Source organism: Cellvibrio sp. GW822-FHT04B05, from assembly GCF_058800985.1.
On record NZ_JBXAMU010000001.1, the window covers coordinates 1,333,647 to 1,357,351 of the forward strand.

General features: G+C 42.4%; 18 protein-coding genes. 10 read left to right on the forward strand and 8 right to left on the reverse strand.

Features of this window, described 5'->3' with window-relative positions:
- The first annotated feature begins 148 nt into the window (after positions 1 to 148).
- From AC1RJL_RS05330 to AC1RJL_RS05350, 5 genes are all read left to right on the forward strand, one after another.
- A complete protein-coding gene (locus AC1RJL_RS05330; RefSeq protein WP_492911704.1) occupies positions 149 to 499 on the forward strand; it encodes an HvfA family oxazolone/thioamide-modified RiPP metallophore in 351 nt (116 codons plus the stop codon).
- The gene (locus AC1RJL_RS05335; RefSeq protein ID WP_492911705.1) at positions 499 to 1,356 is read left to right on the forward strand and encodes an HvfB family MNIO-type RiPP peptide maturase; all 858 of its coding nucleotides are present in this window, start codon (positions 499 to 501) and stop codon (positions 1,354 to 1,356) included. The genes AC1RJL_RS05330 and AC1RJL_RS05335 overlap by 1 nt, the downstream gene beginning before the upstream one ends.
- The gene (locus AC1RJL_RS05340; RefSeq protein ID WP_492911706.1) at positions 1,353 to 2,096 is read left to right on the forward strand and encodes an HvfC family RiPP maturation protein; all 744 of its coding nucleotides are present in this window, start codon (positions 1,353 to 1,355) and stop codon (positions 2,094 to 2,096) included. The genes AC1RJL_RS05335 and AC1RJL_RS05340 overlap by 4 nt, the downstream gene beginning before the upstream one ends.
- A 291-nt stretch (positions 2,097 to 2,387) precedes the next feature.
- On the forward strand, positions 2,388 to 3,353 hold the full coding sequence (locus AC1RJL_RS05345; protein ID WP_492911707.1) for a porin: 966 nt from the start codon (positions 2,388 to 2,390) through the stop codon (positions 3,351 to 3,353).
- A gap of 38 nt (positions 3,354 to 3,391) precedes the next feature.
- Complete coding sequence (locus tag AC1RJL_RS05350) at positions 3,392 to 3,901, forward strand: hypothetical protein (protein ID WP_492911708.1); 510 nt, start codon at positions 3,392 to 3,394, stop codon at positions 3,899 to 3,901.
- A gap of 69 nt (positions 3,902 to 3,970) precedes the next feature.
- Here AC1RJL_RS05350 and AC1RJL_RS05355 read toward each other — a convergent pair whose 3' ends face one another.
- The 3 genes from AC1RJL_RS05355 to AC1RJL_RS05365 form a co-directional block, all read right to left on the reverse strand.
- Positions 3,971 to 4,696: an energy transducer TonB gene (locus tag AC1RJL_RS05355; RefSeq protein ID WP_492911709.1), complete on the reverse strand. Its 726-nt coding sequence runs from the start codon at positions 4,694 to 4,696 to the stop codon at positions 3,971 to 3,973.
- 319 nt (positions 4,697 to 5,015) lie between these two features.
- Positions 5,016 to 7,703, reverse strand: a complete 2,688-nt coding sequence (locus AC1RJL_RS05360; RefSeq protein ID WP_492911710.1) for a TonB-dependent receptor domain-containing protein — start codon at positions 7,701 to 7,703, stop codon at positions 5,016 to 5,018.
- A 96-nt stretch (positions 7,704 to 7,799) separates the two neighbouring features.
- Positions 7,800 to 9,485 (reverse strand): beta-helix domain-containing protein, encoded by a 1,686-nt coding sequence (locus AC1RJL_RS05365; RefSeq protein WP_492911711.1) that lies wholly within the window; start codon positions 9,483 to 9,485, stop codon positions 7,800 to 7,802.
- Positions 9,486 to 9,857: 372 nt separating this feature from the next.
- Between AC1RJL_RS05365 and AC1RJL_RS05370 the strand changes: the two genes are divergently transcribed.
- Positions 9,858 to 10,580, forward strand: coding sequence for an MlaA family lipoprotein (locus AC1RJL_RS05370; protein ID WP_492911712.1), 723 nt, complete (start codon positions 9,858 to 9,860; stop codon positions 10,578 to 10,580).
- Between the two features lie 48 nt (positions 10,581 to 10,628).
- Here the strand turns inward: AC1RJL_RS05370 and AC1RJL_RS05375 are convergent, their stop codons facing one another.
- The 4 genes from AC1RJL_RS05375 to AC1RJL_RS05390 form a co-directional block, all read right to left on the reverse strand.
- Positions 10,629 to 10,937, reverse strand: a complete 309-nt coding sequence (locus AC1RJL_RS05375; RefSeq protein ID WP_492911713.1) for a PilZ domain-containing protein — start codon at positions 10,935 to 10,937, stop codon at positions 10,629 to 10,631.
- Between the two features lie 203 nt (positions 10,938 to 11,140).
- Entirely contained in the window at positions 11,141 to 11,464 is a 324-nt protein-coding gene (gene fdxA, locus AC1RJL_RS05380; protein WP_492911714.1) for a ferredoxin FdxA, read from the reverse strand.
- A gap of 184 nt (positions 11,465 to 11,648) precedes the next feature.
- Positions 11,649 to 14,306 carry a DNA mismatch repair protein MutS gene (gene mutS / locus AC1RJL_RS05385; protein WP_492911715.1) on the reverse strand — a complete coding sequence of 886 codons (2,658 nt, stop codon included), beginning with the start codon at positions 14,304 to 14,306 and terminating at the stop codon, positions 11,649 to 11,651.
- Positions 14,307 to 14,863: 557 nt separating this feature from the next.
- Positions 14,864 to 15,616, reverse strand: coding sequence for a glycosyltransferase family A protein (locus AC1RJL_RS05390; protein WP_492911716.1), 753 nt, complete (start codon positions 15,614 to 15,616; stop codon positions 14,864 to 14,866).
- Positions 15,617 to 15,995: 379 nt separating this feature from the next.
- On the opposite strand from AC1RJL_RS05390, the gene AC1RJL_RS05395 reads away from it, so the two are divergent.
- From AC1RJL_RS05395 to AC1RJL_RS05405, 3 genes are all read left to right on the forward strand, one after another.
- Positions 15,996 to 16,607 carry a DUF1796 family putative cysteine peptidase gene (locus AC1RJL_RS05395; protein ID WP_492911717.1) on the forward strand — a complete coding sequence of 204 codons (612 nt, stop codon included), beginning with the start codon at positions 15,996 to 15,998 and terminating at the stop codon, positions 16,605 to 16,607.
- Positions 16,608 to 16,905: 298 nt separating this feature from the next.
- Complete coding sequence (locus AC1RJL_RS05400; RefSeq protein ID WP_492911718.1) at positions 16,906 to 18,036, forward strand: glycosyltransferase family 4 protein; 1,131 nt, start codon at positions 16,906 to 16,908, stop codon at positions 18,034 to 18,036.
- Positions 18,037 to 18,320: 284 nt separating this feature from the next.
- Entirely contained in the window at positions 18,321 to 20,474 is a 2,154-nt protein-coding gene (locus AC1RJL_RS05405; RefSeq protein ID WP_492911719.1) for a hypothetical protein, read from the forward strand.
- A 43-nt stretch (positions 20,475 to 20,517) separates the two neighbouring features.
- Here AC1RJL_RS05405 and AC1RJL_RS05410 read toward each other — a convergent pair whose 3' ends face one another.
- Positions 20,518 to 22,569 carry a glycosyltransferase family protein gene (locus AC1RJL_RS05410; protein WP_492911720.1) on the reverse strand — a complete coding sequence of 684 codons (2,052 nt, stop codon included), beginning with the start codon at positions 22,567 to 22,569 and terminating at the stop codon, positions 20,518 to 20,520.
- Between the two features lie 213 nt (positions 22,570 to 22,782).
- Between AC1RJL_RS05410 and AC1RJL_RS05415 the strand changes: the two genes are divergently transcribed.
- Positions 22,783 to 23,703, forward strand: coding sequence for a glycosyltransferase (locus AC1RJL_RS05415; protein WP_492911721.1), 921 nt, complete (start codon positions 22,783 to 22,785; stop codon positions 23,701 to 23,703).
- Positions 23,704 to 23,705 lie beyond the last annotated feature (2 nt).

Sequence of the window (23,705 nt, forward strand, 5' to 3'; positions counted from 1 at the left end):
AGATTAGAACACCGGATGTTCAAGGATAAGAAGGGATGTTAGTCAAGGCACATAAAATTGGCCGTCCCGCTAGTGCTTAGGCGTCGGCTATGGTAGTTTTCGTTCAGCTTTAAATCTATCCAATGACACTAACACGACGGAGTTTACGATGAATAATAAGATGTCCTCTATGTCTGCCTTGCTCGGCGCTGCTTTTATTGCTTCTGCATCGCTCGCACCCATGGCATCCGCTGCTGATGCTACCTTCGCGGCGACCCAGCTAGAAGCAGGCTATACCTTGGCCGACAATCATGACCATAAGGCCGATGGCGAGCACAAATGCGGTGAAGGCAAATGCGCTGCTGAACATAAACAATCCAAAGATGATAAAAAAGCCGGCGCTGCCGACAAGAAAACTGACGGCGAACATAAATGTGGTGAAGGCAAATGCGGCGAAGGTAAGTGTGGCGCTGGTAAAGACAAAACCAAAGACGCTGCCAAAGAGAAAAAAGCTGAGTAATGTCAGCTAAGTCAAATGTTGTGGATTACACCGCTGCAATATCCGGCGCAGGTTTAGGCTTGCGCCGAACGCTGTTAAATACCCTGCAAGAATCTACCCCCGACGATATTCACTTTCTGGAAGTTTCACCAGAAAACTGGATCAATGTCGGTGGTCGTTTGGGAAAAAGTTTTCGTGCTTACACCGAACGTTTTCCCTTCGTATGTCATGGCTTGTCTCTCTCGATTGGTTCTCCCGCACCGCTTAATATCGATTTACTTCATGCAATAAAAAAATTGATGCGCGAGCACGGTATCTGTTACTACAGCGAACATTTAAGTTATTGCAGTGATGAAGGGCAGCTCTATGATTTGTTGCCCATCCCGTTTACTGCGGAGGCGGTTGATTATGTTGCCGAGCGTATTCAACAAGCACAGGATATTCTTGGGCAGCGAATTGCGATTGAAAATTCATCCTATTATTGTGCGCCGCAACAAGAGATGAGCGAGAGTGAATTTATCAATGCCGTCGTCAAAAAAGCAGATTGCGCGCTCTTGCTCGATGTAAACAATATTTATGTTAATAGCATCAATCATCATTATGATCCCTACGAATTCCTTGCCAGTTTACCCGGTGAGCGCACGGCTTATATTCACATCGCTGGCCACTACCACGAAGCGGAAGATTTACGTGTGGATACTCACGGAACAGCTGTTATTTCGCCGGTATGGGATTTGCTCGACAAAGCCTATGCCTTGTTCGGTGTGAAGCCAACTTTACTAGAGCGGGATTTTAATATTCCCCCCTTGAGCGAATTGATGACTGAGCTGGACGAAATAAAAAGACGCCAACATTTGCCTGCATCATTATCGCGATGAAAAGTTTTCAGGAAACCCAATTAGCATTTGCCAAATATTTGCGCGCACCGGATCTTTATCCTGCTCCGCCTGCAATTGAAGAACGGCGCATGGGCATCTATCGCGAGCTGATTTATAACAATATTGAAAATTTTATTGCCAATGTATTTCCAGTGATGCGCTCAATAGTCAGCGATGATTACTGGCATTCCTTGGTGCGGGATTTTATTCACCAGCATCGCTGCCAAACGCCTTACTTTTTGGAAATCAGCGAAGAGTTTCTGCAATTCTTGCTGCAAGAGCGTGGCTTGCGAGACGGTGACCCGGCATTTTTGCTTGAACTTGCGCATTATGAGTGGATTGAACTTGCGGTGGATGTAAACGAGGCAAGTATTCCATCAGCGTCGGCTTATCCAGACGATTTGCTGGCATCCAAACCCAGGGTGTCACCACTTGCGGTCTGTCTTAATTATCAATACCCGGTACACAATATATCGCCGAATTATCAACCTGTATTACCGGAACCAACCCAACTGGTGGTTTATCGCAACCGCATGGATAAAGTCTGTTTTATGGCTGCAAATGCCGCAACCTTGCGTTTGCTTTATCTCTTGCAAGCCAATTCCGCCGAGTGTCTTGAGAAGCAGTTAGATGCTATTGCGCGTGAGTTACAGCACTCAAGTCCTGCGGTTTTATTTAACGATTCGCAGCGTTTGATCGCTGATTTATTTGCGTTAGATATCATCAGTCACTTTGACTGATACTTGCCAGCGCCTATTTTTATTGATCATTTTTGCTTTTTTATCGCGAAATGACTAAAAATTGTGCAAAAAAATCGCAAATTTAATATAAAAGCAAGTTTAATCACAAAACATAGGCCAATTTGTTTATATAATCCGCCCGCGACATTCAGGCCTGCTGTCATTTTTCTGTAACCCTATGGTCACACAATGGCAATGTATCTGAAATATTAATGTCATTATTTTAATAACACCTGACTCCCCGGTGTTCAGGAAATGAACACCAAACACACACATCTAGGAGACAACTCCATGAAAAAAACACTATTGGCCTTGGTTATTTCTTCTGTACTTCCCGCTGCTGCATTCGCTGATGTTACCGTTTACGGTAAAGCGAACGTGTCTTTGCAAAATGCTGATGAAGCCGTGCTGGATGGCAACCGCGTAGAATTAGTGAGCAATGCTTCGCGCATCGGTGTGAAAGGCGGTGAAGACGTAAATTCCAGCCTGAAAGTCATTTACCAATTTGAATATCAAACCGAAGTAGATGATGGTAATGGATCAAACAACCAAACTTTTGCCCCACGTAATATGTTCATTGGTTTGCAAGGTGTAGCCGGTACAATCATGGGCGGGCATTTCGATACCCCAACTAAAGTAGTTCAGGAAAAGGTTGACCTATTCAACGATCTGGAAGGCGACCTCACCACCATCTTCAAAGGTGAAATTCGTGCGAGCAATATTGTTCAGTACACCACCCCGGTTTTTGGCGGCGGTTTTTCTGGATCTATTGCATACGTGACCGAAGAAAATGACGGTACTTTCAAACAAAATAATCCGGCAGGCACTGAACCAGGCAATGGTGTTTCTGCCTCTTTCGGTTACACCAGCACAATGTTTTATGCTGGTATCGGGATGGATCAGGATGTTGAAGCTGAAGGTGTCGATCTGGTTCGCCTTGCAGCACGTGTAACTTTCGGCCCGGTGCAATTGGGTGTATTGGCTGAAAAATATGAAAATGATAATACCGGTGCGGACGAAGACGGTGTAATGGCTTCTGCACTTTGGAATATCACTGACAAGTGGGTGTTGAAAGGTCAGTATGGCCAATCAGACGTGAGAATGGCTGATGGCGAAACTGCGAGTATTGGTCTGGATTATAAAATGACCAAAAATGCCACACTTTTCTCTTACGCTACTAAAGTGGAAAATGAATTGCTCGGTGCGAGTGAGCGCGACGATACCTATATTGGTGCCGGGGTGGATTTCAAATTCTAATTCAATAAACGAATAGTATTTGAAAACGAAGGGTGCTTATGCACCCTTCGTTATTTCAGGGTATATACAAGTTGAGATTAATAGAGCCTCAGGAGAAATCGATGAAACCTTTAGCGATAATCATGCTGGGATTAATGGCAAGTTCTGTGTATGCCGATGATAAATGCGGCACTGCCGTTGATGAGGCAGATTCCATGAATGTCAATCAAAAAGGCTGTGACTATAGTGATGAAGGTTTAAATGGTTTCTTGCAAAAAGCCTTTAAAAAAGGTGAAGAGGGTGCAGTGTTGGAAACCGGCGCAGAAAAGTCAGTGCCTGCGGCAGATAATCCTGGCTTAAAAAAACCCAATAAAACACTTCCGGAGTTGGCTTATTTTTCATTGAATGTTGAAGTTGATCAATGGTCCAATGTCGCTTTGGCACGTACGCAGCTTTTACCAAAAGCAATGGAGAAATGTAATAAGGGATTTTTTGTGCAGCGCGAGAGCTATCAGCCATTAGCGATGGGCAGAATTGGATTGACGATAGAGTTCAGTTGTATCAAATAACGTTATCGGTAATTGAAATAAAAAAAGCCGCAATGTTGAATTGCGGCTTTTTTTATTCTAAACAGAAAACTATTTTTGATAGTTAACCACGGCGATGTAATGCATCGCGGTTGGTTTGTTCTCGACAAAACCTGGAATAAATTTGGATTTTTTCAGCGAGTTTTCAATGCTCGTTGCATCGGCTTGCTTGCGTAGCGCTGCTTCTATTGTGCTAACGGTTTCTACTTTGCCATCAGCTTCAATATTCGCCATTACGCGAGTCACTCTACCTTCGGCAAAGAATAATTTACCGTCGCCATGTTCTTTAGTGCTGTAGTTCGCGTACCAGTTACTGGTATCCAGGCGCTCTTGTGGTGCAACGTAATGAGTGCCGTATTTTGCCTGCAATGTTCCAAGATTGGGAAGCAATACGATAGGTGCCTGGGTACCACCAATTGAATACACAACACGAAATTGCATTCTTACCGGAACAGTTTTTCCGTCAATCGTAGCCGGTGCAAATGTTGCTGATTTGATGGCAGATTCAGTAATAGCTTGCATTGAGACAAGTGGGCTATTTTCATAGCAGGTAACACTATTGATATTGCCGGTAGTCATAACATCGGCCTGGCAGTAAACCGCTACGGTCTTTACGCCTTCACCGAAAGAGGCAGGCAGGGCAATTTGTTTGGTCAGCGTTTCTTCTGCGTTGCCAAATTTGGCTGGCGTATAAGCTGCTGCATAACTCGCAATTGGGGCAATAGCCGCTAGCATTACCAGTGAGCGAATCGCTTTTTTTAGGATATTTTTAGTCATAATGTGCTCCTCGTGAATCATTAAACGGCAATCTGCACCCTTTTGGGAAATTGATCTCCGGTTTCATTGTAAGATTAGCACTCGACCTAGCACATCAATGTGAATAGTTTGTGACAGTTTTGGCTGTAAATAGAAAAAATATAAAAATTTTTAGTTATTTATGTGGCTTTTTGCGTGAGTGATGCAATGTGGGGCTGCGCAGCAGGTGATACTTATTTTTCGGGTGCGTCGAGGCGAGTTTTTCTGCATATAAAAAAACCACCCGAAGGTGGTTGATGGGATGCTGCTATAACAACGTCCATGTCGTTGTTCCGATATCCTAGTAGGTATATTTCACATCCAGGCTGAAACTGGTTCCCACCGTTTGTTTTAAAATTTCAACGCTTTGGCCATTCGAGTTAACCTGCTCAAATACACGCTCTTCATTCAGGATGTTGCCGATCTTCACTTTGGTGGTGAGATTGTCAGTTGCGTACCATGAATAGGTTAAATCCAGTGAATTAAATGGCTGTTCATAGGCATCTTGCTGTGCGCCTATGTTGCGTGCAGCAAACAACATACGCTCGCCGAACAGGTTATAAACCAGTGATGCACTGTGCATTCCGTCATCCGAATCAAAGCCCAATTGTGTATTGAGCACATATTCGGACTGACCTGTCATCGGACGCTTGGCATTGGTATAACCGACATCTTCTGCCGAGACAATTTCAGAGTCGCTTAAGGTCAGGTTTGACGACACAAAAAATCCGGCACCGAGATTGTGCAATACTTCCAACTCCAAACCGTAAATTTCACCGGTCGATGAGTTTTCAAAGGTCAGCATCACATCATCGTCTGAGCCGGGCAGGCGAGTGCTTTCGATCGGGTTGAGGATGTCTTTGTAGAACAGCGATGCAGTAAAATTGTTGCCACTCTCAAAGAACCATTCTGCGCGCAAATCGTAGTGGGTGAGTTCCGACATTTGCAGGCCGGAATTGCCTTTTACTTTGAATCCCAATTCAGGATCTATGTAGACAACATCTGACATTTCGCGCAGGTCAGGGCGCACTACTGTTTCACTTGCACTCAGGCGCACTTGAAATACTTCGGTGTTCATGAAGCCTTCATTCATGTAGGTGATGGCTACCGAGGGATACCAATCATCTTCAGAGAATGCGTAGGTTTGATTTTCTTTTTGTAAATCATCAATCAACTTTTTCAGGCTTTCACCGGTGTAATCCAGCAGGTCGATTGGCAGGAGTGCCTGTTTAAATGTCTCGTAGCGAGCCCCGGCGGTCAGGCGCCAGGTATCATTCCATTTAGCATCAAACATCCCGTAAGCGCCTTCGGTGATTTGCGCTGCGATATAGCTCTCGGTACCGAATCCGCCGCCGACATTCAGCTCGAAGTTGTTGTTGAGATCCAATAGTTTTGCATCGTTAAGTACGTCATTGATGTTGCCTTGCAAAACGCTGCTGACAATACCGGTTGCATCGATGTTGGCAGTGTAACCATAGTACTGACGGGTTTTATCGTTGTAGTTAAAGCCACCCGATAAATTAATTTCCCAGTTATCAAATACCAGTGGGACTTTGGCGTTCCAGCCATAACTGACGACATCGTCCTCCAGTGTCAGGAATTGGAAACTTGCAACTGCGGCTGCCGGCAATAACTGCGTGCTCAGCAAGGCACCTGATACCGTGTCGATAGTGTTGGCACCGTTGACGCTGGTTTGGTTAGGAATATCTGTTTTTGCAGTGGATTCAGAGTAAAACCAATCGAATACCGGGGCGTCCAACCAGGATCTGCTTAATTGGTCCAGTTTGTGCTCGCCGGTAAGTTGGGCTGCTTCAAGCTCGCGGTTTTCAAGACGGGTTTCGTACTTGATGTACTCCGCGCCTTTATCCAGTGTGAAGTTCGAACCATCAAAGCCGGTTTTAATCCGCGCTTCATCAAGGATATTTTCAATGTGATAGAAGCCAGCCTGAATCTTATGGGCATCTTGATAACTCAGGCCGATATTCGTTGATAGCAGTTGGCGGGTTTCTTCAGCGGTGCGTTGGATATCAGCCACTACCGTATCAGGTGAGCCGGCATCGCGGGTTTTCTGGTCCTTGTTGCGCCATTTGGTGTCCTGGCTGAAGTTAAATACTGCTCCCAAGTTCAGGTCATCAGTGATATTCCAGTTATTACCCAGCGTCAAGCTACCGGAAAAGTCGGCAGGCAGCGATTTTTCATAAATCTCCACATCGCGATTTAATCCAACCATCAAATTGCGGTTGATGGTTGCTGCTGCCTTAAGCTCATCTGCCGTGGGTGAGCCGCCATCCGGGTCATTGAGTGCGGCGATATTGCGCGTGCGAATATTGCCTAAATAGGTGCTGATTGCATCTGTTAGCGCCGTAGGGATTTCATGGGTTTCACCATGGCTTGCATGGGTCAATCCATCACTGCTCTCGCTGTTGATACCGGTGCTGGCAGAGAGGCTAAATACAAAATCATCCGGAACCGTCTTGGTGCGGATATCCACGCTGCCACCACCAAAGTTAGCAGGCAGATCGGGTGACCAGGCTTTTTGGACTTTCAATGTTTCAACAATGGACGACGGGATTAAATCCAGCGGTAATACATTGCGCGTCAGCTCTGGCGAGGGAACGGCAGCACCATTGAGCAATGTGCTTGAATAGCGCTCACCCAGGCTGCGTACATAAACATATTTACCGTCCATTAACGTAACGCCGGTCACGCGGGTCAAGGCAACTGCAACGTTGGAATCGCCTGTACGTAAGATTTGGTCAGCATCCATCAAGTCTGCTGAAAAGGGTTGTTCGATACGTTCTGCTATCACAGTTTGTGCAGCGCTTTGCTGGCGTCCGGTTACCAGCATTTCATCGATGATAGGAGCTTCTATTTGCGATAGCGATTCAGCCGTCTCTGATTGTTGGGCGAAGGCACTTTGTCCCAGCCCCAGGCTGGCGGCGGTAATAGCAATAAACAGCTGGCGTCGCTTGGTAATTAATGTGTGCATTTGTCATAACCTTCTTAGAACAAATTGGCGGTGGTTAGCAAGGAGGCGCCCTGAGGCGCCTCACTCACGACATCCAGGAGAAACAGCTTCCGTGGATTACAGGCCAACAGTCCAACCAGAGACCCAATCATTGCCTTCAGCAGCGGCTCCGATGTGTGTTGGTTTGGTGAAGAATTTGCTGCTGCCAGCTGCGCCAACATCAGGTACTGCACCGGCGTTGAAAGCATCATTCAATACAGTTACATCGTAGACTGGCACATTGATAGCAGCCGTAGTTGCATCGGCAAAGGCGGCCAAACTCAAGTAGGCTTTGTCATTGGTCGCCAGGTCTTTGATAATGCTGGCGGGTAATGTGCTGGTAGCATTAATGATCTGGTTATTTGAGTTTGGCGCTGCGGCGAACCAGTTGGTAATGTTGAACGCGGCGTTGGATGGGTCTATTTTGCTAACAGTTACGCCGCCAGTTCCTGCAAAAATGTTGCTCTTGGCAACTGTCCAACCATTAATCGCAGCCCTGACAGTTTCCGGGCCGGTGGTATCGTTGAACGTAAACAGCGCACGTGATGCCATATCCGGCGTGTTAGCAGTAACAATACTGTTGTACAGCTCGATAAACATACCTTCACGAACCAGGAGACCGAGTGATGCGCCATCAGGAGAGGGCACGGTGCCAGCGTTTTGTGCAAGGTTATTGGTAATACAGGTCAGGTTGGAAATGCGTACTTTAGTCAAGGGGGCTATGTCGTCAGCGCGGGTGCCGCCGGCATTGTCCGCTTCGACACAGTTATTACCACCTACACCATGAGTGGCAACAGACAGTGCATATTGAAGATTGCCAACGTAGCCATCTGTATAGTCAAACGCATCATCAGAGACACCTACGGCAACAAGGTATTTCGCGCTTACCGCACCGCCAAACCATTCAAAGGCATCATCCTGGGTTGAATAAGCCTGTACATATTCAATAACGGTTTTGGAACCTACACCATTGAATGTAATGGCGTTTAATTCATTGCCTTCCACTACTTTGTAACCGGCGTGTTTAACCACTACGTAGCGCAGTGTGCCTGAACTTTCAGCATTGTTGGCGCCACCGTATGTACCTGGCAGGCCTTCGGAGAGGATGTGGCAGCTGTGAACATTATTGCTGCTTGGTTGGCGCTGGGTGTCAGTACATTTATTGGTGATGCCGTTACCGTTGATCTGGATACCGCCCCAGAGGCCACGGTCAGCAATAGTTGCTGCGTTGTCACGTAAATCTTTGGTGCCGGAAATGATGATTGGCTTGGCTTTAGTACCTTCAGCGACAATTTTTGAACCGCGCGCGATACGCAAATAATCTTCACCGCGATCAAATGCAAGCTTGGCGCCTGCGGCGATAGTTAATGTAGCGCCTTCACCTTCCTGGGGAATGCGTTTGCCTGCTTGAGCGGCATTGCTGTCAACATCCTCACCGATAAACAGTGAGCCAGTGAAAATATGTACACCGTTGTTGGGTAGTTCAGGGATAACTAAATCCACAGTCACTTCATTGCTGCTTGAGGCGAAACTGGCGCCGTACACGCAGTTGGCACCGGTCAATACACCTTGCAGGTCCTGACCGGATTTCACATATTTCGCACAGGGATTTACTGGCGTGGTTGGACCACCGTTATTGTTGGTAGTAGGGTTGTTTGAGTTGTTTTGAGTCAGGCTTGGGTTCAAGTTGATGTCACCACCGCCGCCACAAGCTACCAAGGTTGCAGCCAGTACATTTAGTGCAAAAAGATTTTTCAGTTTCATGAGGTCACTCTCTTCTCTATTTCACAAGGGGGGGAAGGAAAATGTGAACGCCGCCTGTTTTGTAGGTCTCCGGCTTTCGCGTTTGTGGCGTCATTTTTGATGACAAATGTGAAGTTTGGACGACAGATTTATGAAAGTTTTATTGCTGATATGTGACATTAATATTTCAATTGGGTGATGATGGCGATGTTCCGCAGGGGCTGTGAAGCCCTCTTTGCAGATGAGTTAAGTTGTTGCAGTTTGTAACCAGCGGGATGTGTTTGTACTAAATTGGGTTGTTCAAGCCGAGGCGATTCGTTAAAGTGACGACTTCCTCCCAGCGTTACTTTACGAAACGCTTTAATTGCAGATTTGCTGCGCCGTAGGGCCCATATGCACTCTATCTTTAAACCCCTGGTTATTGTTTGTTCGCTCGGTTTTGCCACGCCTTCAGTTAGCGTTGCTCAGTCCGATAAAAATCCTGATCCATGGCAGGGTTTCAACCGCGCCATGTTTGCCTTTAACGACACCATTGACCGTTGGGCAATTAAACCCTTGGCCCAAGGTTACAAATTTGTAATGCCGGATCCATTGGAAGTCGGTATTAGCAACATCTTTAACAATGTGAAAGAAGTACCCAATGCTATCAACGGTGTGCTGCAAGGTGATTTTAAAGGTGCTGCACATGATACTGGCCGCTTATTAGTGAACACGACGCTCGGTATTGGTGGATTGTTGGATGTTGCCCAATATATGAATTTGCCTGCGGATGACCCGGAAGACTTCGGTCAAACCCTGGCGGTATGGGGAGTTGGGCAAGGGCCTTATCTGGTATTACCATTACTGGGGCCAAGTACCTTGCGTGACGGTTTTGGTCGTCCGGTAGATTGGTATACCCTTCCTACTACCTATATTGATCACGTTCCTACCAACAATACTGTATTGGGTGTTTCACTGCTAAATACCCGTGCGAGTCTATTGGAGTTGGAGAAGAACATTACTGGCGATAAATATGTGTTTATCCGGGATGTCTATTTGCAGCGACGTGACTTCTTAATCAATAACGGCGAAATGGCCGATGATTTTGGTGAGGATGATTTTGCAGGGGAGTTTTAACCGTGACGGCTACCGGGAAGTAGCCGTTGTCTTAAGGCAAATGCTTTATCAGGGAAGGATCTGGATAATCTCCAAGCCCAGCACATAATCGCCCGCTTCATTTGCTGTTGCCCGCACAACCTTGGCCTTGGCTTTCAGTGTAGGGTTGTGGCCATGATCTGAAGATACTTCAACTTCTGTTTCGGTACCGACTGCCAGGCTTTGCTTGGTTTCGACTTGCAATCCACCACCGCTTAAATCCAGACATAAACCTTCAATAACTTCCGTTGCGGCTGCCAATTTGGCATTCAAGGGAGCGCCTATTTTCATCCGGATGAAATCGCGCTTTTCGCTGTAAGGCTTGTCATTAATCCCCATAGCTTATTCCTCGTTATTTGGTTGTTGTGCTCATTTTGATTGTTTGCGGGTACGTTGATGGTCTTAATCAAACCCAACTGAGTGTAGCACAGCACGTCAAATAGCCAGTGATCTGGCGTTGTTTTCTAGCAACTGCTTAATTGGCAAACTCCGGGTGAAAAAAAACCGCGCCTTGCGCGGTTTTTTTTGGTAAAGCATGATGATTAACGCTCAAGGTATTGCAGTTTACCCTGAACACCATCCCACTCAGCGTGGTCGGCAGGGGCGTCTTTCATCTGGGTGATGTTCGGCCATACTTGCGCCAACTCGGCGTTCAGCTCCAGGAATGCTGCTTGATCATCTGGCAACTCGTCTTCCGAGAAGATAGCACCAACCGGGCATTCAGGTTCGCACAATGCACAATCGATACACTCGTCCGGGTGAATCACCAAAAAATTGGGGCCTTCGTAAAAGCAGTCAACCGGGCAGACTTCCACGCAGTCTGTATGCTTACATTTGATGCAATTTTCCCCAACTACAAAAGTCATAGGAGACTCCCACAAGTAACTAAATTCGACAGTCAGCGCACGTCGCTACAGCGGCGCTAAAAACAAGAGCGCGCATTCTAAACAGCCTACATCTATTTTGGTAGGCTTTCGCCCGCTAAAGTCCGTAGAAAAACACCGGTATTTGCGGCGACAAGTCATTGTTGAGAATAGTTCTTTTTAAAAATCATTTTCCTTTGGAATACATCTCTTTCAAACGATATAACTGTTCCAGGGCATCGCGTGGTGAAAGGTTATCAGGATTGATTTTTTTGAGTGCATCCAGAACCGGATTTGGCAACGTATCAAACAACCCTGATTGAAGTGGCGATTCAACTGGTACAGATGCAGAAAAATTTTCCGTAGCAGTTATAACCACTTGTGTAGTTATAGAATGATCGCTGATGGCTGCAGACACCGACTTAATCGAATGCGGATGCTCGCCATTCTCCAACAAATGTAATTGCTGTTGCGCCTCCGCTAATACCTGCGCTGGAATTCCTGCCAGTTTCGCTACTTGTAAACCGTAACTTTTACTTGCCGGGCCTTCCTGAACTTTGTGCAGGAACACAATATTGTCTTTGTGTTCCGTTGCATTTAAATGCACGTTCGCGATACCGGTAACCGTTTCGGGCAGGGTGGTAATTTCAAAATAGTGCGTGGCAAAGAGCGTAAAAGCGCGTACTTTTTCGGCGAGATGTTTGGCGCAAGCCCATGCGAGCGAGAGACCATCAAAGGTACTGGTGCCGCGACCAATTTCGTCCATTAACACCAGGCTGCGCTCGGTGGCGTTATGCAAAATATTTGCAGTTTCAGTCATCTCCACCATAAACGTAGAACGGCCGCCGGCCAAATCATCTGCTGAACCAATACGGGTAAAAATACGGTCGACAATCCCGATGGTCGCTTTTTGCGCGGGTACAAAACTGCCGATGTGGGCGAGCAAGGTAATTAACGCCGCCTGCCGCATATACGTCGATTTACCGCCCATATTCGGGCCGGTAATAATGAGCATGTGACGTTGCGGATTAAATTCCAGATCATTCGGTACAAACGGAACAGTAGTAACTTGTTCAACAACCGGGTGGCGTCCACCGCTGATAGTAATGCCTGCGCGCAGCGACAATTCCGGCTTGCAAAAACCCAATGCGTCGGCGCGTTCGGCGAGAGTGGCGAGCACATCCAATTCTGCGACTGCCGCAGCAGAATCTTGTAGAGGAATTAATTGCACATTCAAAATATCAATCAATTCTTCATACAGTGCTTTTTCGCGTGCGAGGGCGCGGCTCTGTGCCGACAGCGCTTTATCTTCAAATTCTTTCAATTCCGGTGTTATGTAACGCTCGGCATTTTTTAATGTCTGGCGACGAATATAATCGGCGGGTGCCTTTTCTGATTGCGCTGAGGTCAATTCAATAAAATAACCATGCACACGGTTGTAGCCAACTTTTAATGTCGGGATACCGGTGCGTTCGCGCTCGCGTGTTTCCAGATCCAATAAATATTGGCCGGCGTTGGTGCTGATATTGCGCAAGTCATCCAACTCGGCATCGTAACCTTCCGCGATCACACCGCCGTCACGAATAACAACTGGCGGGTTTTCGATAATCGCACGCGACAATAATTCAACCAACTCTGGAAAGATGGAAATTTGTTGAGCGAGATTTTTTAATTGCGGAGATTTTTTTAATGCTAATTCGTTTTGTAATTCCGGATAGGTACCAATCGACATCAGTAAGCGCGACAGATCGCGTGGACGCGCTGAGCGCAATGCAAGTCGACCGAGAATACGCTCCATATCGCCAACACGTTTTAAAATTCCGTTAACAATTTCAAACGCATAATTGTGTTGCAATTCGGCGATGGCATCTTGTCGGCCAATTAATAAATCCAAATCGCGCAACGGGCGATTTAACCAGCGACGCAGCAGACGGCTACCCATGCTGGTCGCGGCGCGATTCAAGACAGAAAATAATGTGTGTTCATCACCGCCGGTTAAATTGATATCCAATTCCAGATTGCGGCGAGTGGCTGCATCCATGATGACCGCTTCATCGCGATTTTCATGGGCGAGGCTGCGTACGTGGGGCAGGGCAGTGCGCTGGGTTTCGCGGGCATAACTTAATAAACAGCCAGCGGCACAGAGTGCAATTTTTAAATGATCGCAACCGAAGCCGGCCAGGTCTTTGGTGGAAAATTGTTGGATTAACAAACGCTCCGCCGTTTCCAAATCGAATTCCCAAGGGCCGCGGCGACGTAAGCCTTTGCGATTTTCCACCAGCGCGGGAGTGGTAATGTGATCGCTAATTAATAATTCCGCCGGACTTAAGCGCTGCAGTTCTCCCAGCGCCGATTCCAGGCCTTCAACTTCCAATACCAGAAAACGGCCGCTTGCCATATCAAGGGAGGCGACACCAAAAGTTTCGCCCGATTGGTGGATTGCCACCAACAAATTATCGCGGCGGGAATCCAGTAGAGCTTCATCGCTCACCGTGCCCGGAGTCACAATGCGCATCACTTTGCGTTCAACGGGACCTTTGCTGGTTGCCGGATCGCCAATCTGCTCGCAGACCGCAACGGAAACCCCCTCTTTCACCAGCTTGGCGAGATAACCATCGGCCGAGTGAAACGGAATTCCCGCCATAGGGATAGGTTCGCCATTAGACTTACCGCGGGCGGTGAGGGTGATATCCAATATCTCTGAGGCCTTTTTGGCATCGTCAAAGAACAGCTCGTAAAAATCCCCCATGCGATAAAACACCATCTCGTCTTTATGCTGGGCTTTGATGCGCAGGTACTGCTGCATCATAGGGGTGTGTTGATCTGTTGACTCTATTGAATTCATTGCGTAAATATCTTTTAAGTAATTGATTTAAATTAATAAAATATAATTCAGGTCGGCAATTTTTGTTATTTTATGCGCCAAAATAGTCCGTGAGGGGAGAGGATATAGAGACCTTCGTCTTCTGCTATCGCAGTCCACTTACCACTAAATTGGTGTAAATAAGTATTGGGTATTATCCCACAGTCTTGCTGACATAGGCTCGCCTCAAATGTGCAGAATTGAAGTTGATGCGAGTCGACGCCTATTACCCGTGAAAATACCGGGATATGCCAGCGGTAGGCGTTACTTGCAAAGACAGTACCAACACGGTGATGATGATTATTGAACGTGGCACCAGGGTACAAGCAGGAAATGTATTATGTGAACTCTCAACCGCACACGTATACATGATTGGTTTGGACAAATTATCGGAAACGTTTGCTACAGTCTGGGGCATCCAGTCAGGATTCGATATCCATATTCAACTGGTAGTCCTCTTCTTGCAAGCAGTAGTGTGGGATTTGTCGAGATTAGTACATCCGGGACACACAATGAGATAGCTATTTTTAAAGTTAATATTAATCGTAAATTAGCTCTGAAAGAAATTCCCTTGAATTTAAAATTTTTCCGGCCTCTGTATTGCTGATATTCTGCGATAGAATATTTTCTATTATTTCCGAAATTTCATTTGAAAGATTTTCTCCGTATCTAAAAAGTGTACTAAAGTGGATTCTATTGCAGGTGTTAAGGCCTGTATAACAATAGATATACAATTGGGGTCTGACTATGGGAAATAAAACTCCGGTCTTTTTAAGATCTTCAATAAACGGGGTGTCTTCTCCTTTATGGAGTGATGGATATCTAATAGAGTGCTCGTAAATAACAGATTTTTCACACATGAAACTGTTTTCCCAATTTCTTCGATGTGTGATATAGGCTTTTTTTCTATTTTGATCATACATTAATATATAATAAAGTATTGATGCTCGCTTGCCGTTTTTATGCATTTCCTGAAATTGGACTTCTAATCGTTCAGGGTGATACCAGTCGTCATCGTCCCAATTGCATATATAATCGCCTTTTGATTTTTCAATAGCTATATTTCTCAAATCTCCTAATGTGATTTCAGCACAATCAACTTGAACAGTGTTGATATCTTTGTCTTCAAGACTACGTAAAAAGAATGCGGTTGATGAATCGCTAGCAAGATACACAATTAAAAGCTCTTTGTTCTGGTATGTCTGATCTTTGAAACAGCTAATAGCATTTTTTAAAAAATTTAAACGATTATTTGTAACACATAAGCATGATATCTTTGGTAAATTTTTCATTTTATCTCTCTTTTAAATACAGCAGCAACCAATGAATATCCTCCTTGGTCTGCAGCTCTCCGGCAGCGCAAAGTTATCGGTGATATCATAATTTAAAGCATGGACTAATATTGGACCAATTTCATCTGAAATATACCCATTGAACAAAAATGGACACTTATTATTGAGTTGTTTCAATATTAACGGGTAGTCGTCATATAAGGCTATTGTTGAATTATTTAATATCTTAGATTCTAAAGTCCGGTTTGAAGTGTGACAAGAAGGAAATTCTTGGTAGAATGTTGCTAAATCTTATATATTATCGCAAGCATGCTATGGAAGCTCAAAGAGCTATAAAAACTGGTATATGTGCTCAAATCAATAACGAAAAGGGACTTGTGTGAAGAAAGAAATTATTCCGCTTGGCTGTAATTGCCATCCTGCTTTTTGGTTAAAGCAATACAACCTTCAACCTGTCGCATATCCTTTCGACTTGCTTTATAGCCCTGCTCACCTGGGCATTCAATATTGTGTAGACAATATACGTAATAATTTCTCTTTATGTTTAGAGTCTTTGACTTGGAATGAAACGGGATATTGCGTATCAAAAAATTACCCCAAGACTTTACTTTTTCACCATAAGGCATTGCTTTCGGCTCATCCAAGATTGAAACTTGATGAGCATCTAAAGCTTCGAAGGAGGATAGAACGATTTAAAAAAGCAATTAATACTCAGGAGATCCTCTTTATATATTGCTATTCTTTTGATGATGAAACAAGCACAGAGAGTTCGTTGTGCATTTTCGAGGAGTCAGTAAGAGAGCTTCTTAATACAATTAAAAATGCGAATTTGCTAGTTTATTTTATGGAAGATGATGCAGATTCAGGCTTTCATTGGAAGCCAAAAAGTTCTATACCAAGATTGTATTCAATAAAATATATAAGGAATACCAAAGCTCATAAAGTATGGGGAGAATTTCCAGATTTCTTTTTATCTCTACCTAACTATTAGGTCACTTTGTTATGCAGTAAATTTTTAATGAAAAAATAGCTATCCCTACAGATTTTCAATTCTGGTTGGATCGGGTAGCGACTTAAAGATTTAAATAATACTATTTTGATAACGAAAGATGATATGGCTTGCTTTAGCAAAGCAATAAGAGATCTTTTTCAGAATTATGAGTTTCGTACCAATTTGGGACAACATACATATATGTGCACTTTCACTATAGGTATATTATAAACTCTTTTTGAAAATAATAGAAAATTAACTATTAGCACTATGGATATTAATTGTCAGGTATTAAATATTGAAAATATTAATTGTGACTTTTGAGTTTGATAATGAGATTAGTGGTGGTATTGGTACGTGTCTAAATGGTTTATATCCATACCTAAAAAAACTTATTGAAGTTTATGTAATAAGATTGTATTGGAATTATAAAGATAATTTTTTTTCATGTGAATTGTATTCACCAAATGGAGAGAGATTAATATCTAGTTCAAATTACATTCACTATATAAATGAGTTTATGTATTTTAATGAAATAACACATCTGCATATTCATCATGCGAGCGGGAGGATTGCGGATATATTGGATTCGATCAATATCAATAAGAAAATTAATCCGGTGATTGTTTATAGTTGCCATTCTATATTCAAATATGAAGAAAAAATAAGGAAGATACCTAGGTCATGGATTGAAGATGAGGGCAGAATAATAGATAAATGCAGTGTAATTCATGTTTTAAATAGCACTTCTTTAGAATGGCTTAATAATGTTTATTCTGATCTAATAAAACAAAAAACTATTTATTTGATTCCAAACGGTATTAGCCAGCAGTCTGAAAATCAATCCGTTTTTACGGAGAAATCAAGTAGTAATAAGATTGTCTGCGCATCACGCTGGGTTCCAGGAAAAGGAATAGAGTATGTTCTCGATGCGATCCCGATAATACAAAAAGCTATACCAAGTGCGGAATTCATTTTGGCTGGGCGAAATGTTTCTGCTTGGGGAGAAAATGTGGGGCCATACATAAACTATCTTGATGGTAAGGTGAATAAACTCAATAATCCAAATGTTATTGTTCATGATTGGATGCCAAAAACTGCTATCTATAAATTAATGGCTGATGCCAAAGTTTGTGTTATTCCTAGCGAAATCGAATATTTTCCATACTCATTCATGGAGCCGGCATTGTTTGGGATACCAATAGTTTGTTCTCGCTTAAAAACCATTCAGGAAATCGCGAAGGAAAATATTCACTATCTTGGTTTTGAGTCAGGAAATCATCAGGAAATGGCAGTGAAAATACTTGATGCTATAAAAAATTCAATTAATGCCATTGGTCGTGCAAATCAAGCAAAAGTGCTAATGATTAAAAAATTTTCATGGCGCGAAATATCAAAGCTATATTTATCTCTATACCAATCTGTTTAGTCTGATATTAAGGGTCGATAGGGTATATAAGTTTGTTCTTTTTTATTTATTGGATTTGCCGCGAGGATGTAGAAACTTCCATTTGATTGATGAAATAATTTATGCAAGTTTTGAGGGTGAAAATACTATGCTATTTAGTACAAGACCTTTAAATCTGGTATTTGAGCTAGATTATTTCAAGTCGAAAACCTTTTGAGTTATGGTGGTTAATAATTTAGTGCGCAATCCTATATTTCTACTGGGGCTTTCATAAGTATGTTGCACAGAAGTTGTCAGGAATATATATGTTAGGAAATGTAGATTATTTGGATGTGGCAAAACAATTATATTTGCATCAATTCAAAGATAACAGTTTGATGAAAAATATTTATGGTTTTGGAGATTCTCCTGAATCTCTTATTATAGAACAATGGCTGGCACCCATTATTAAAATTTTGCTTTTGTATTTACAAGGTGGTGACCCTTATCTGCGTCAGATATATTTGGGTGAAAGACTTAATCGCCCCTTTGGTTTCGGAACGAGTCTGCGCGACAAAAAAGCTTATTTTGAAAGTGTGGTAAAAAAGGATATTGATATTTTGTTGGCAGTCACTCCGGATTTGGATTATCCGGGGCAAAAAGAACTAATCAGAATTCACGAGTCACTTAAGAACATTAATCCTGTTTGTAATGTAAATGTAACTACCGTTGGCGATTGTTTAATGACGCAAGCCAGCACCATCCTGAATAGTATTGCTCTTCAACAAAATCTTGCTGTCAATATCCACGAGCTTTATATCGGTGCTTGGGGGAAGCGTGAATCGTTCGAGGTTTCGCAAAATGACGCTTTTGCAGAATCTCATACCATTAATATTATTGCTGTCAGCTTCTTTACGTACTGGGGGATACCCATATATAGAAATTTGATGAAGTTGCTGTGGGAGAGAAAGATAACGACGGACGAAGCGGATAGTTTATTTAATACGATCATCAAATACATAACAAATTACATAGAGAACTTAATACAGCAAACCAATAATATTATATTCCTGCATAACGCGGCGGGGTTGCCATGGTTAGCGAATAAATATTTGAACTTTTTCCCTTGGTGCGTCCAAGGGACGGGCGATAAAATCAGAATGGAAATCTACATCGGTAAAATAAATCTGGCTATTGACGATATTATAAAACGCAACAATTTTTTATTTTTGGTTGATGAAAGAGAAATCGTATCCAACTACGGTACATTGTATTGTAATGAAGATTTGCTATCCAAAGATATACAGATCAACAATATGAATCCTGTATTTCATTATAATAAAATGGGTTTTCATTTGGCTGAACGCTATACGCAAATGATTGGACGGTTGGTTTTATTGCGGGGGAAAAAACTTTTATTTGTTGATTTTGATAATACCCTATGGTCAGGCGTGATGGCCGAAGGATATGTTGATCACTATTTTGATAAACAATTGCTAATATCCGCCATTGCAAAAACAGGTTTTATTCTTGTAGCACTTAGCAAGAATGATGAGCTTAATATACGTTGGTCACAACTGGCGATATCGAGAACCGATTTTTCAATATTAAAAATTAACTGGAACAGTAAGGTTGCAAATATACTGAGGGTTTCGAAGGAGCTCAATTTATCTCTGGATAGTTGCATTATGTTAGATGACTCGGAACAAGAGTTGGGGCTTGTCCAGGCGCACATCCCACAAATATTGTGCCTGAACTCAACGTCGGATGAGTCTTGGCGACTGCTTGACTATCTTCTTAAGTTGCAATCGAATAGCACTATCGAGGCTAAAAAAAGAAACCAGTACTATCGACAAAACCAGAATCGTCAGGAATATATCAGGAAAATTCAGGACGAAATTCAGGACGAAATTCAGGACGAAATTCAGGACGAAATTCAGGACGAAATTCAGGACGAAAATAAATTATTTCGGCCCCTTAAAATTACTGCATCTGCAAGAGATGCAGTGGTAGATGATGTCGATCGTGTTGTAGAGCTATTGGCTCGGACTAATCAGTTTAATTGCAGTGGGAAAAATTATACTAAGCATGAGTTAATGAATCTGCACGAAAAACCCAATTGGATAATAAGAGTTTTTTGCATGGGGGACATATTTGGTGATATGGGTATTATCGGTGCAGCAGTCATTGAATTCTGCCCTGATAATTGTTCGCAGACTATTCATAACTTTGTTATGAGTTGTCGTGCTATGGGATATGGTATGGAAAATTATATGTTGGCTGATATTATCAATCGCCCCGGGGTCAAGAAAAATGTCGGCATTTTTAAGCCAACTAATAGAAACTCACCGGCGCAAGATTTGTATCGTAACGCTGGGTTTGAACAATATAATACAGATGGGCATTGGCATTTCTACAAGCAAGAAAATAATAAAATATTGATTTCACCAGCGTGGATAAATAGTCAGAATGAATTGTAAAATGGCTAAGTGGCAGCTGGAAATGGTTTGCGCAGTCATTACATCATTTTTTTATGCCTATGAGCCAGAAAAATTTCATGGGTTGAATGATAAAAGCATCATCTGAAAATACAATTTCCTGATTGTTTATCATGTCTGTCCAAGCCAATGGAAAATTTTGCTGGGTAAGCTGCATCTTATGGAACACACCTTGTTTTTCGCTTAGATTAACCACAGATAAAAAAACGTTTTCATTACTTTCTTTGCACAAGATAATAAGGTTTTCATCGCCACCCAATATTGGTTTGGCGTAATCCTTAAAAATAAACGGGTATTGTCCTCTGATCAGCGAAAAGACATTGATTCTGCTGCGCTGTTTGACATCCCACAAGACAGTACCCCCCAATGCATATATAAGTGAGAAAATGCAGTTTTTTTGCTCCACTGGATAATCATTAAAAGTTGAAGCATCCAAACCCCAATTAAATTTAATATGGCGAGGGTAATGATGAGCAATATATAAAGCTATTGAGTGTGGTGATTTTTCGAGCAAAGACTGCTTTATTAAATCACGAGCGCCAGAATCATGAAGATTTATTTTATTGCAGTCCAATAAGTGTATTTCCTTGCCATTAGGTACTTCAAAAAATATGTTATTTAGCTGCTTTCTATCAAGCAACTCTACGAAATCACGGATGAACGTAATGGCATTCATGGTAATATCGAATTCTGTTTTATGTTCGTAGTCCTTAAAGAAAATTGTTTCGTCAATGCTGAAAAGCACGGACTTACCTGATTCAATAAACGAGGTCACCAGTGTCTTTAATGCTGCTGCCAAATTAGGATTGGAGAAATCATACAGACACAAATTGTTGTAGTAGATAGTGAACGGGAATGACTCACTAATGCGACATGCGGGCATATTTTTAGATAAAATAGGATGGCGACGAAGCCACATCCGTGCTTCAGAAAAGCTGGTAAAATCCATGGTAATCCTGCTCACGCTATTTTTATGAAGTAGGTCGCTAAATGTAGTGTGTAAAACCGCGACATCACTTTTTTTTACATTGGATAGTGGAGCTGTGTATGGTATGGAGGGCGATTTAGGTTCCTTATCTTGAAGAAGGGAATTCAAATTCATGTTGGTAATATCCTCAATTTTTACTGCTAAATCCAGGTCAAGCAATGTATTAATACGGGATTGATTCTGCATGATTCGGGATGAAAAAAGTGCCTCAAAATCCTCCTTGCTGGTGGCAAATTTATCGCGAGCATCTAAATGCAGGTTATCGATAAATTTTCCCGCACGAAGAAACCCTTTCCAATTATCGTCGAAATGACCTAAACGTTTATATTTTTTATTGAACTCTTTTAGCGTAATCGATGGAAAGTGCAAAATAATCGGATCTTCATGCCCGAGAAATGCCAAATTGGTTCCATTGCCCCACATCGCATGCACGTCACTCAACACTAAGTCATAGTGCAGGTTGGCAGCTGATTTTCCATTTTGATAGTAATTAAAGAATAAATCACTTAGCCAATCTTTTGCTTTGATAAAATTTCGTTGTTCTTCGGAAAAAAACCATTGTCCTTTCTTAAAATAATTTTTTTTGAAAAATGGTGTTGAACGATAAATGCAATGACTTTCTGATTTAACGGGAATTGCTTCGTAATTAAGGTAGACACAGCCGCCGTTATTATTTTTTTGCATTTCTGAAAAGTGCTCATCAAGCGATACACCGTTAGGATAAAACAATTCGTCAATATCAATATGAATTAACCAATCAATTCCTTTACTTTTGGCGATAGCAAAGCCTAAATATGCATTGTATTCTTGCCGAACCATAACCTCCCGATTGCGTAACCTACGCTTTTCAATATCCAGATATGCGGGTACTAGCTTCCAATTCTCCTGAACTTCCTCATTAACGTAAAAAGCTGTCACGTTGCCATATGCTGCGGCACGCTTAAATGTTTCCTCACAACCGTCATCAATAAAGATAAAAATATGTTTTACACCTATGGAAAAATGGTATTTTATAAAAAAATCTATATGTGCTGCTGCATCGGCAACAGTTGTTACAATGCCTATTTTAGTTTTAACGGTATTGCTCATTGTTTTTTTAATCCGTATAAATTTCAAGCGTAACGTTGATTGGACTTAACTTGCTTTCACATTTTAAAGAATTTTTGGTAAGCTTTTAAGGCATTGGATAAATTTTTTACGTCTTTACAATCATGGGTACAGAATTAATTTGTTATACTTCAGAAAAATTCAGACGAAATTTTTCATGAGATCATCGTAGTAAACACTCATACAGGGCCACACATGTTGTGCTTTTCAATTATTCTTATCATAAAGGATGATGCTGCCTTGCTAGAATGTGCTTTGCGGTCAATTGCGCAAGTAGATTATCCGCATTCATCATTCGAAGTCATCGTGGTTGATGATGGAAGTTCTGAACCTGTAAGTAGTTGCGTTTTCTTTAAACCAGAGTTTTCCATAACCTATATTTATATTCCACACGACAAAAACTCCTGTAGAGCAAAAGCAAGGAACCGGGGGGCTGACCAGGCTCGGTTCCACTATTTGCTATTCATAGATGGTGATCATTTTGTTGAAACAGGAATATTGAAAAATTATGCACGTTATTTCCAATATAAAAAAAACAAAAAACTGGTTTTAGGTACACGGCGTCATTTAATGCATAGTTACTGGAATACAATATTGGATAATTTCCAAAACGCCAAGCCATTTGCTGCTCCGGAAAAAAATACATATCTCCATGACGAAAGAATTATATTACAGCAATATCTAAATACTCCTTTCAATAAATTGCTTGGACGATGGCATTTATTTTGGACATGCAATTTTTGCATAGAAAAAACATTATTGTTGCAGGTGGGAGGATTCGATGAAAGTTTTATAGGTTGGGGCCTTGAAGATTGCGAGTTGGGATATCGCCTTCACCATCAAGGTTACGATTTTGAAATTTTTGACAATCCTATATGGCATTTCCTTCCGCAAATACATATGACTGCTGAAAAATATTATTCATGGATAGACAATATTCAAAAGTTCTACACAAAATACCAGGATATAAGTATCCTGCATCAATTCACTTTTGAAGATGTATATTTTTACAGTTCCGTTCTAAAAACTCCGCCCTCTAAAAATTGGCTGGAGTGTTACAGAATATTTGAAAACAAGATACGCCATCAATATAAAGCACCTATGATTTTTATTTAAAA

Bases quoted from the DNA above. Each gene is read 5' to 3' on its own strand.
- AC1RJL_RS05330 (WP_492911704.1), top strand. From the start codon at position 149: ATGAATAATAAGATGTCCTCTATGTCTGCCTTGCTCGGCGCTGCTTTT.
- AC1RJL_RS05335 (WP_492911705.1), top strand. From the start codon at position 499: ATGTCAGCTAAGTCAAATGTTGTGGATTACACCGCTGCAATATCCGGC.
- AC1RJL_RS05340 (WP_492911706.1), top strand. From the start codon at position 1,353: ATGAAAAGTTTTCAGGAAACCCAATTAGCATTTGCCAAATATTTGCGC.
- AC1RJL_RS05345 (WP_492911707.1), top strand. From the start codon at position 2,388: ATGAAAAAAACACTATTGGCCTTGGTTATTTCTTCTGTACTTCCCGCT.
- AC1RJL_RS05350 (WP_492911708.1), top strand. From the start codon at position 3,392: ATGCACCCTTCGTTATTTCAGGGTATATACAAGTTGAGATTAATAGAG.
- AC1RJL_RS05355 (WP_492911709.1), bottom strand. From the start codon at position 4,696: ATGACTAAAAATATCCTAAAAAAAGCGATTCGCTCACTGGTAATGCTA.
- AC1RJL_RS05360 (WP_492911710.1), bottom strand. From the start codon at position 7,703: ATGCACACATTAATTACCAAGCGACGCCAGCTGTTTATTGCTATTACC.
- AC1RJL_RS05365 (WP_492911711.1), bottom strand. From the start codon at position 9,485: ATGAAACTGAAAAATCTTTTTGCACTAAATGTACTGGCTGCAACCTTG.
- AC1RJL_RS05370 (WP_492911712.1), top strand. From the start codon at position 9,858: ATGCACTCTATCTTTAAACCCCTGGTTATTGTTTGTTCGCTCGGTTTT.
- AC1RJL_RS05375 (WP_492911713.1), bottom strand. From the start codon at position 10,937: ATGGGGATTAATGACAAGCCTTACAGCGAAAAGCGCGATTTCATCCGG.
- fdxA (WP_492911714.1), bottom strand. From the start codon at position 11,464: ATGACTTTTGTAGTTGGGGAAAATTGCATCAAATGTAAGCATACAGAC.
- mutS (WP_492911715.1), bottom strand. From the start codon at position 14,306: ATGAATTCAATAGAGTCAACAGATCAACACACCCCTATGATGCAGCAG.
- AC1RJL_RS05390 (WP_492911716.1), bottom strand. From the start codon at position 15,616: ATGAAAAATTTACCAAAGATATCATGCTTATGTGTTACAAATAATCGT.
- AC1RJL_RS05405 (WP_492911719.1), top strand. From the start codon at position 18,321: ATGTTAGGAAATGTAGATTATTTGGATGTGGCAAAACAATTATATTTG.
- AC1RJL_RS05410 (WP_492911720.1), bottom strand. From the start codon at position 22,569: ATGAGCAATACCGTTAAAACTAAAATAGGCATTGTAACAACTGTTGCC.
- AC1RJL_RS05415 (WP_492911721.1), top strand. From the start codon at position 22,783: ATGTTGTGCTTTTCAATTATTCTTATCATAAAGGATGATGCTGCCTTG.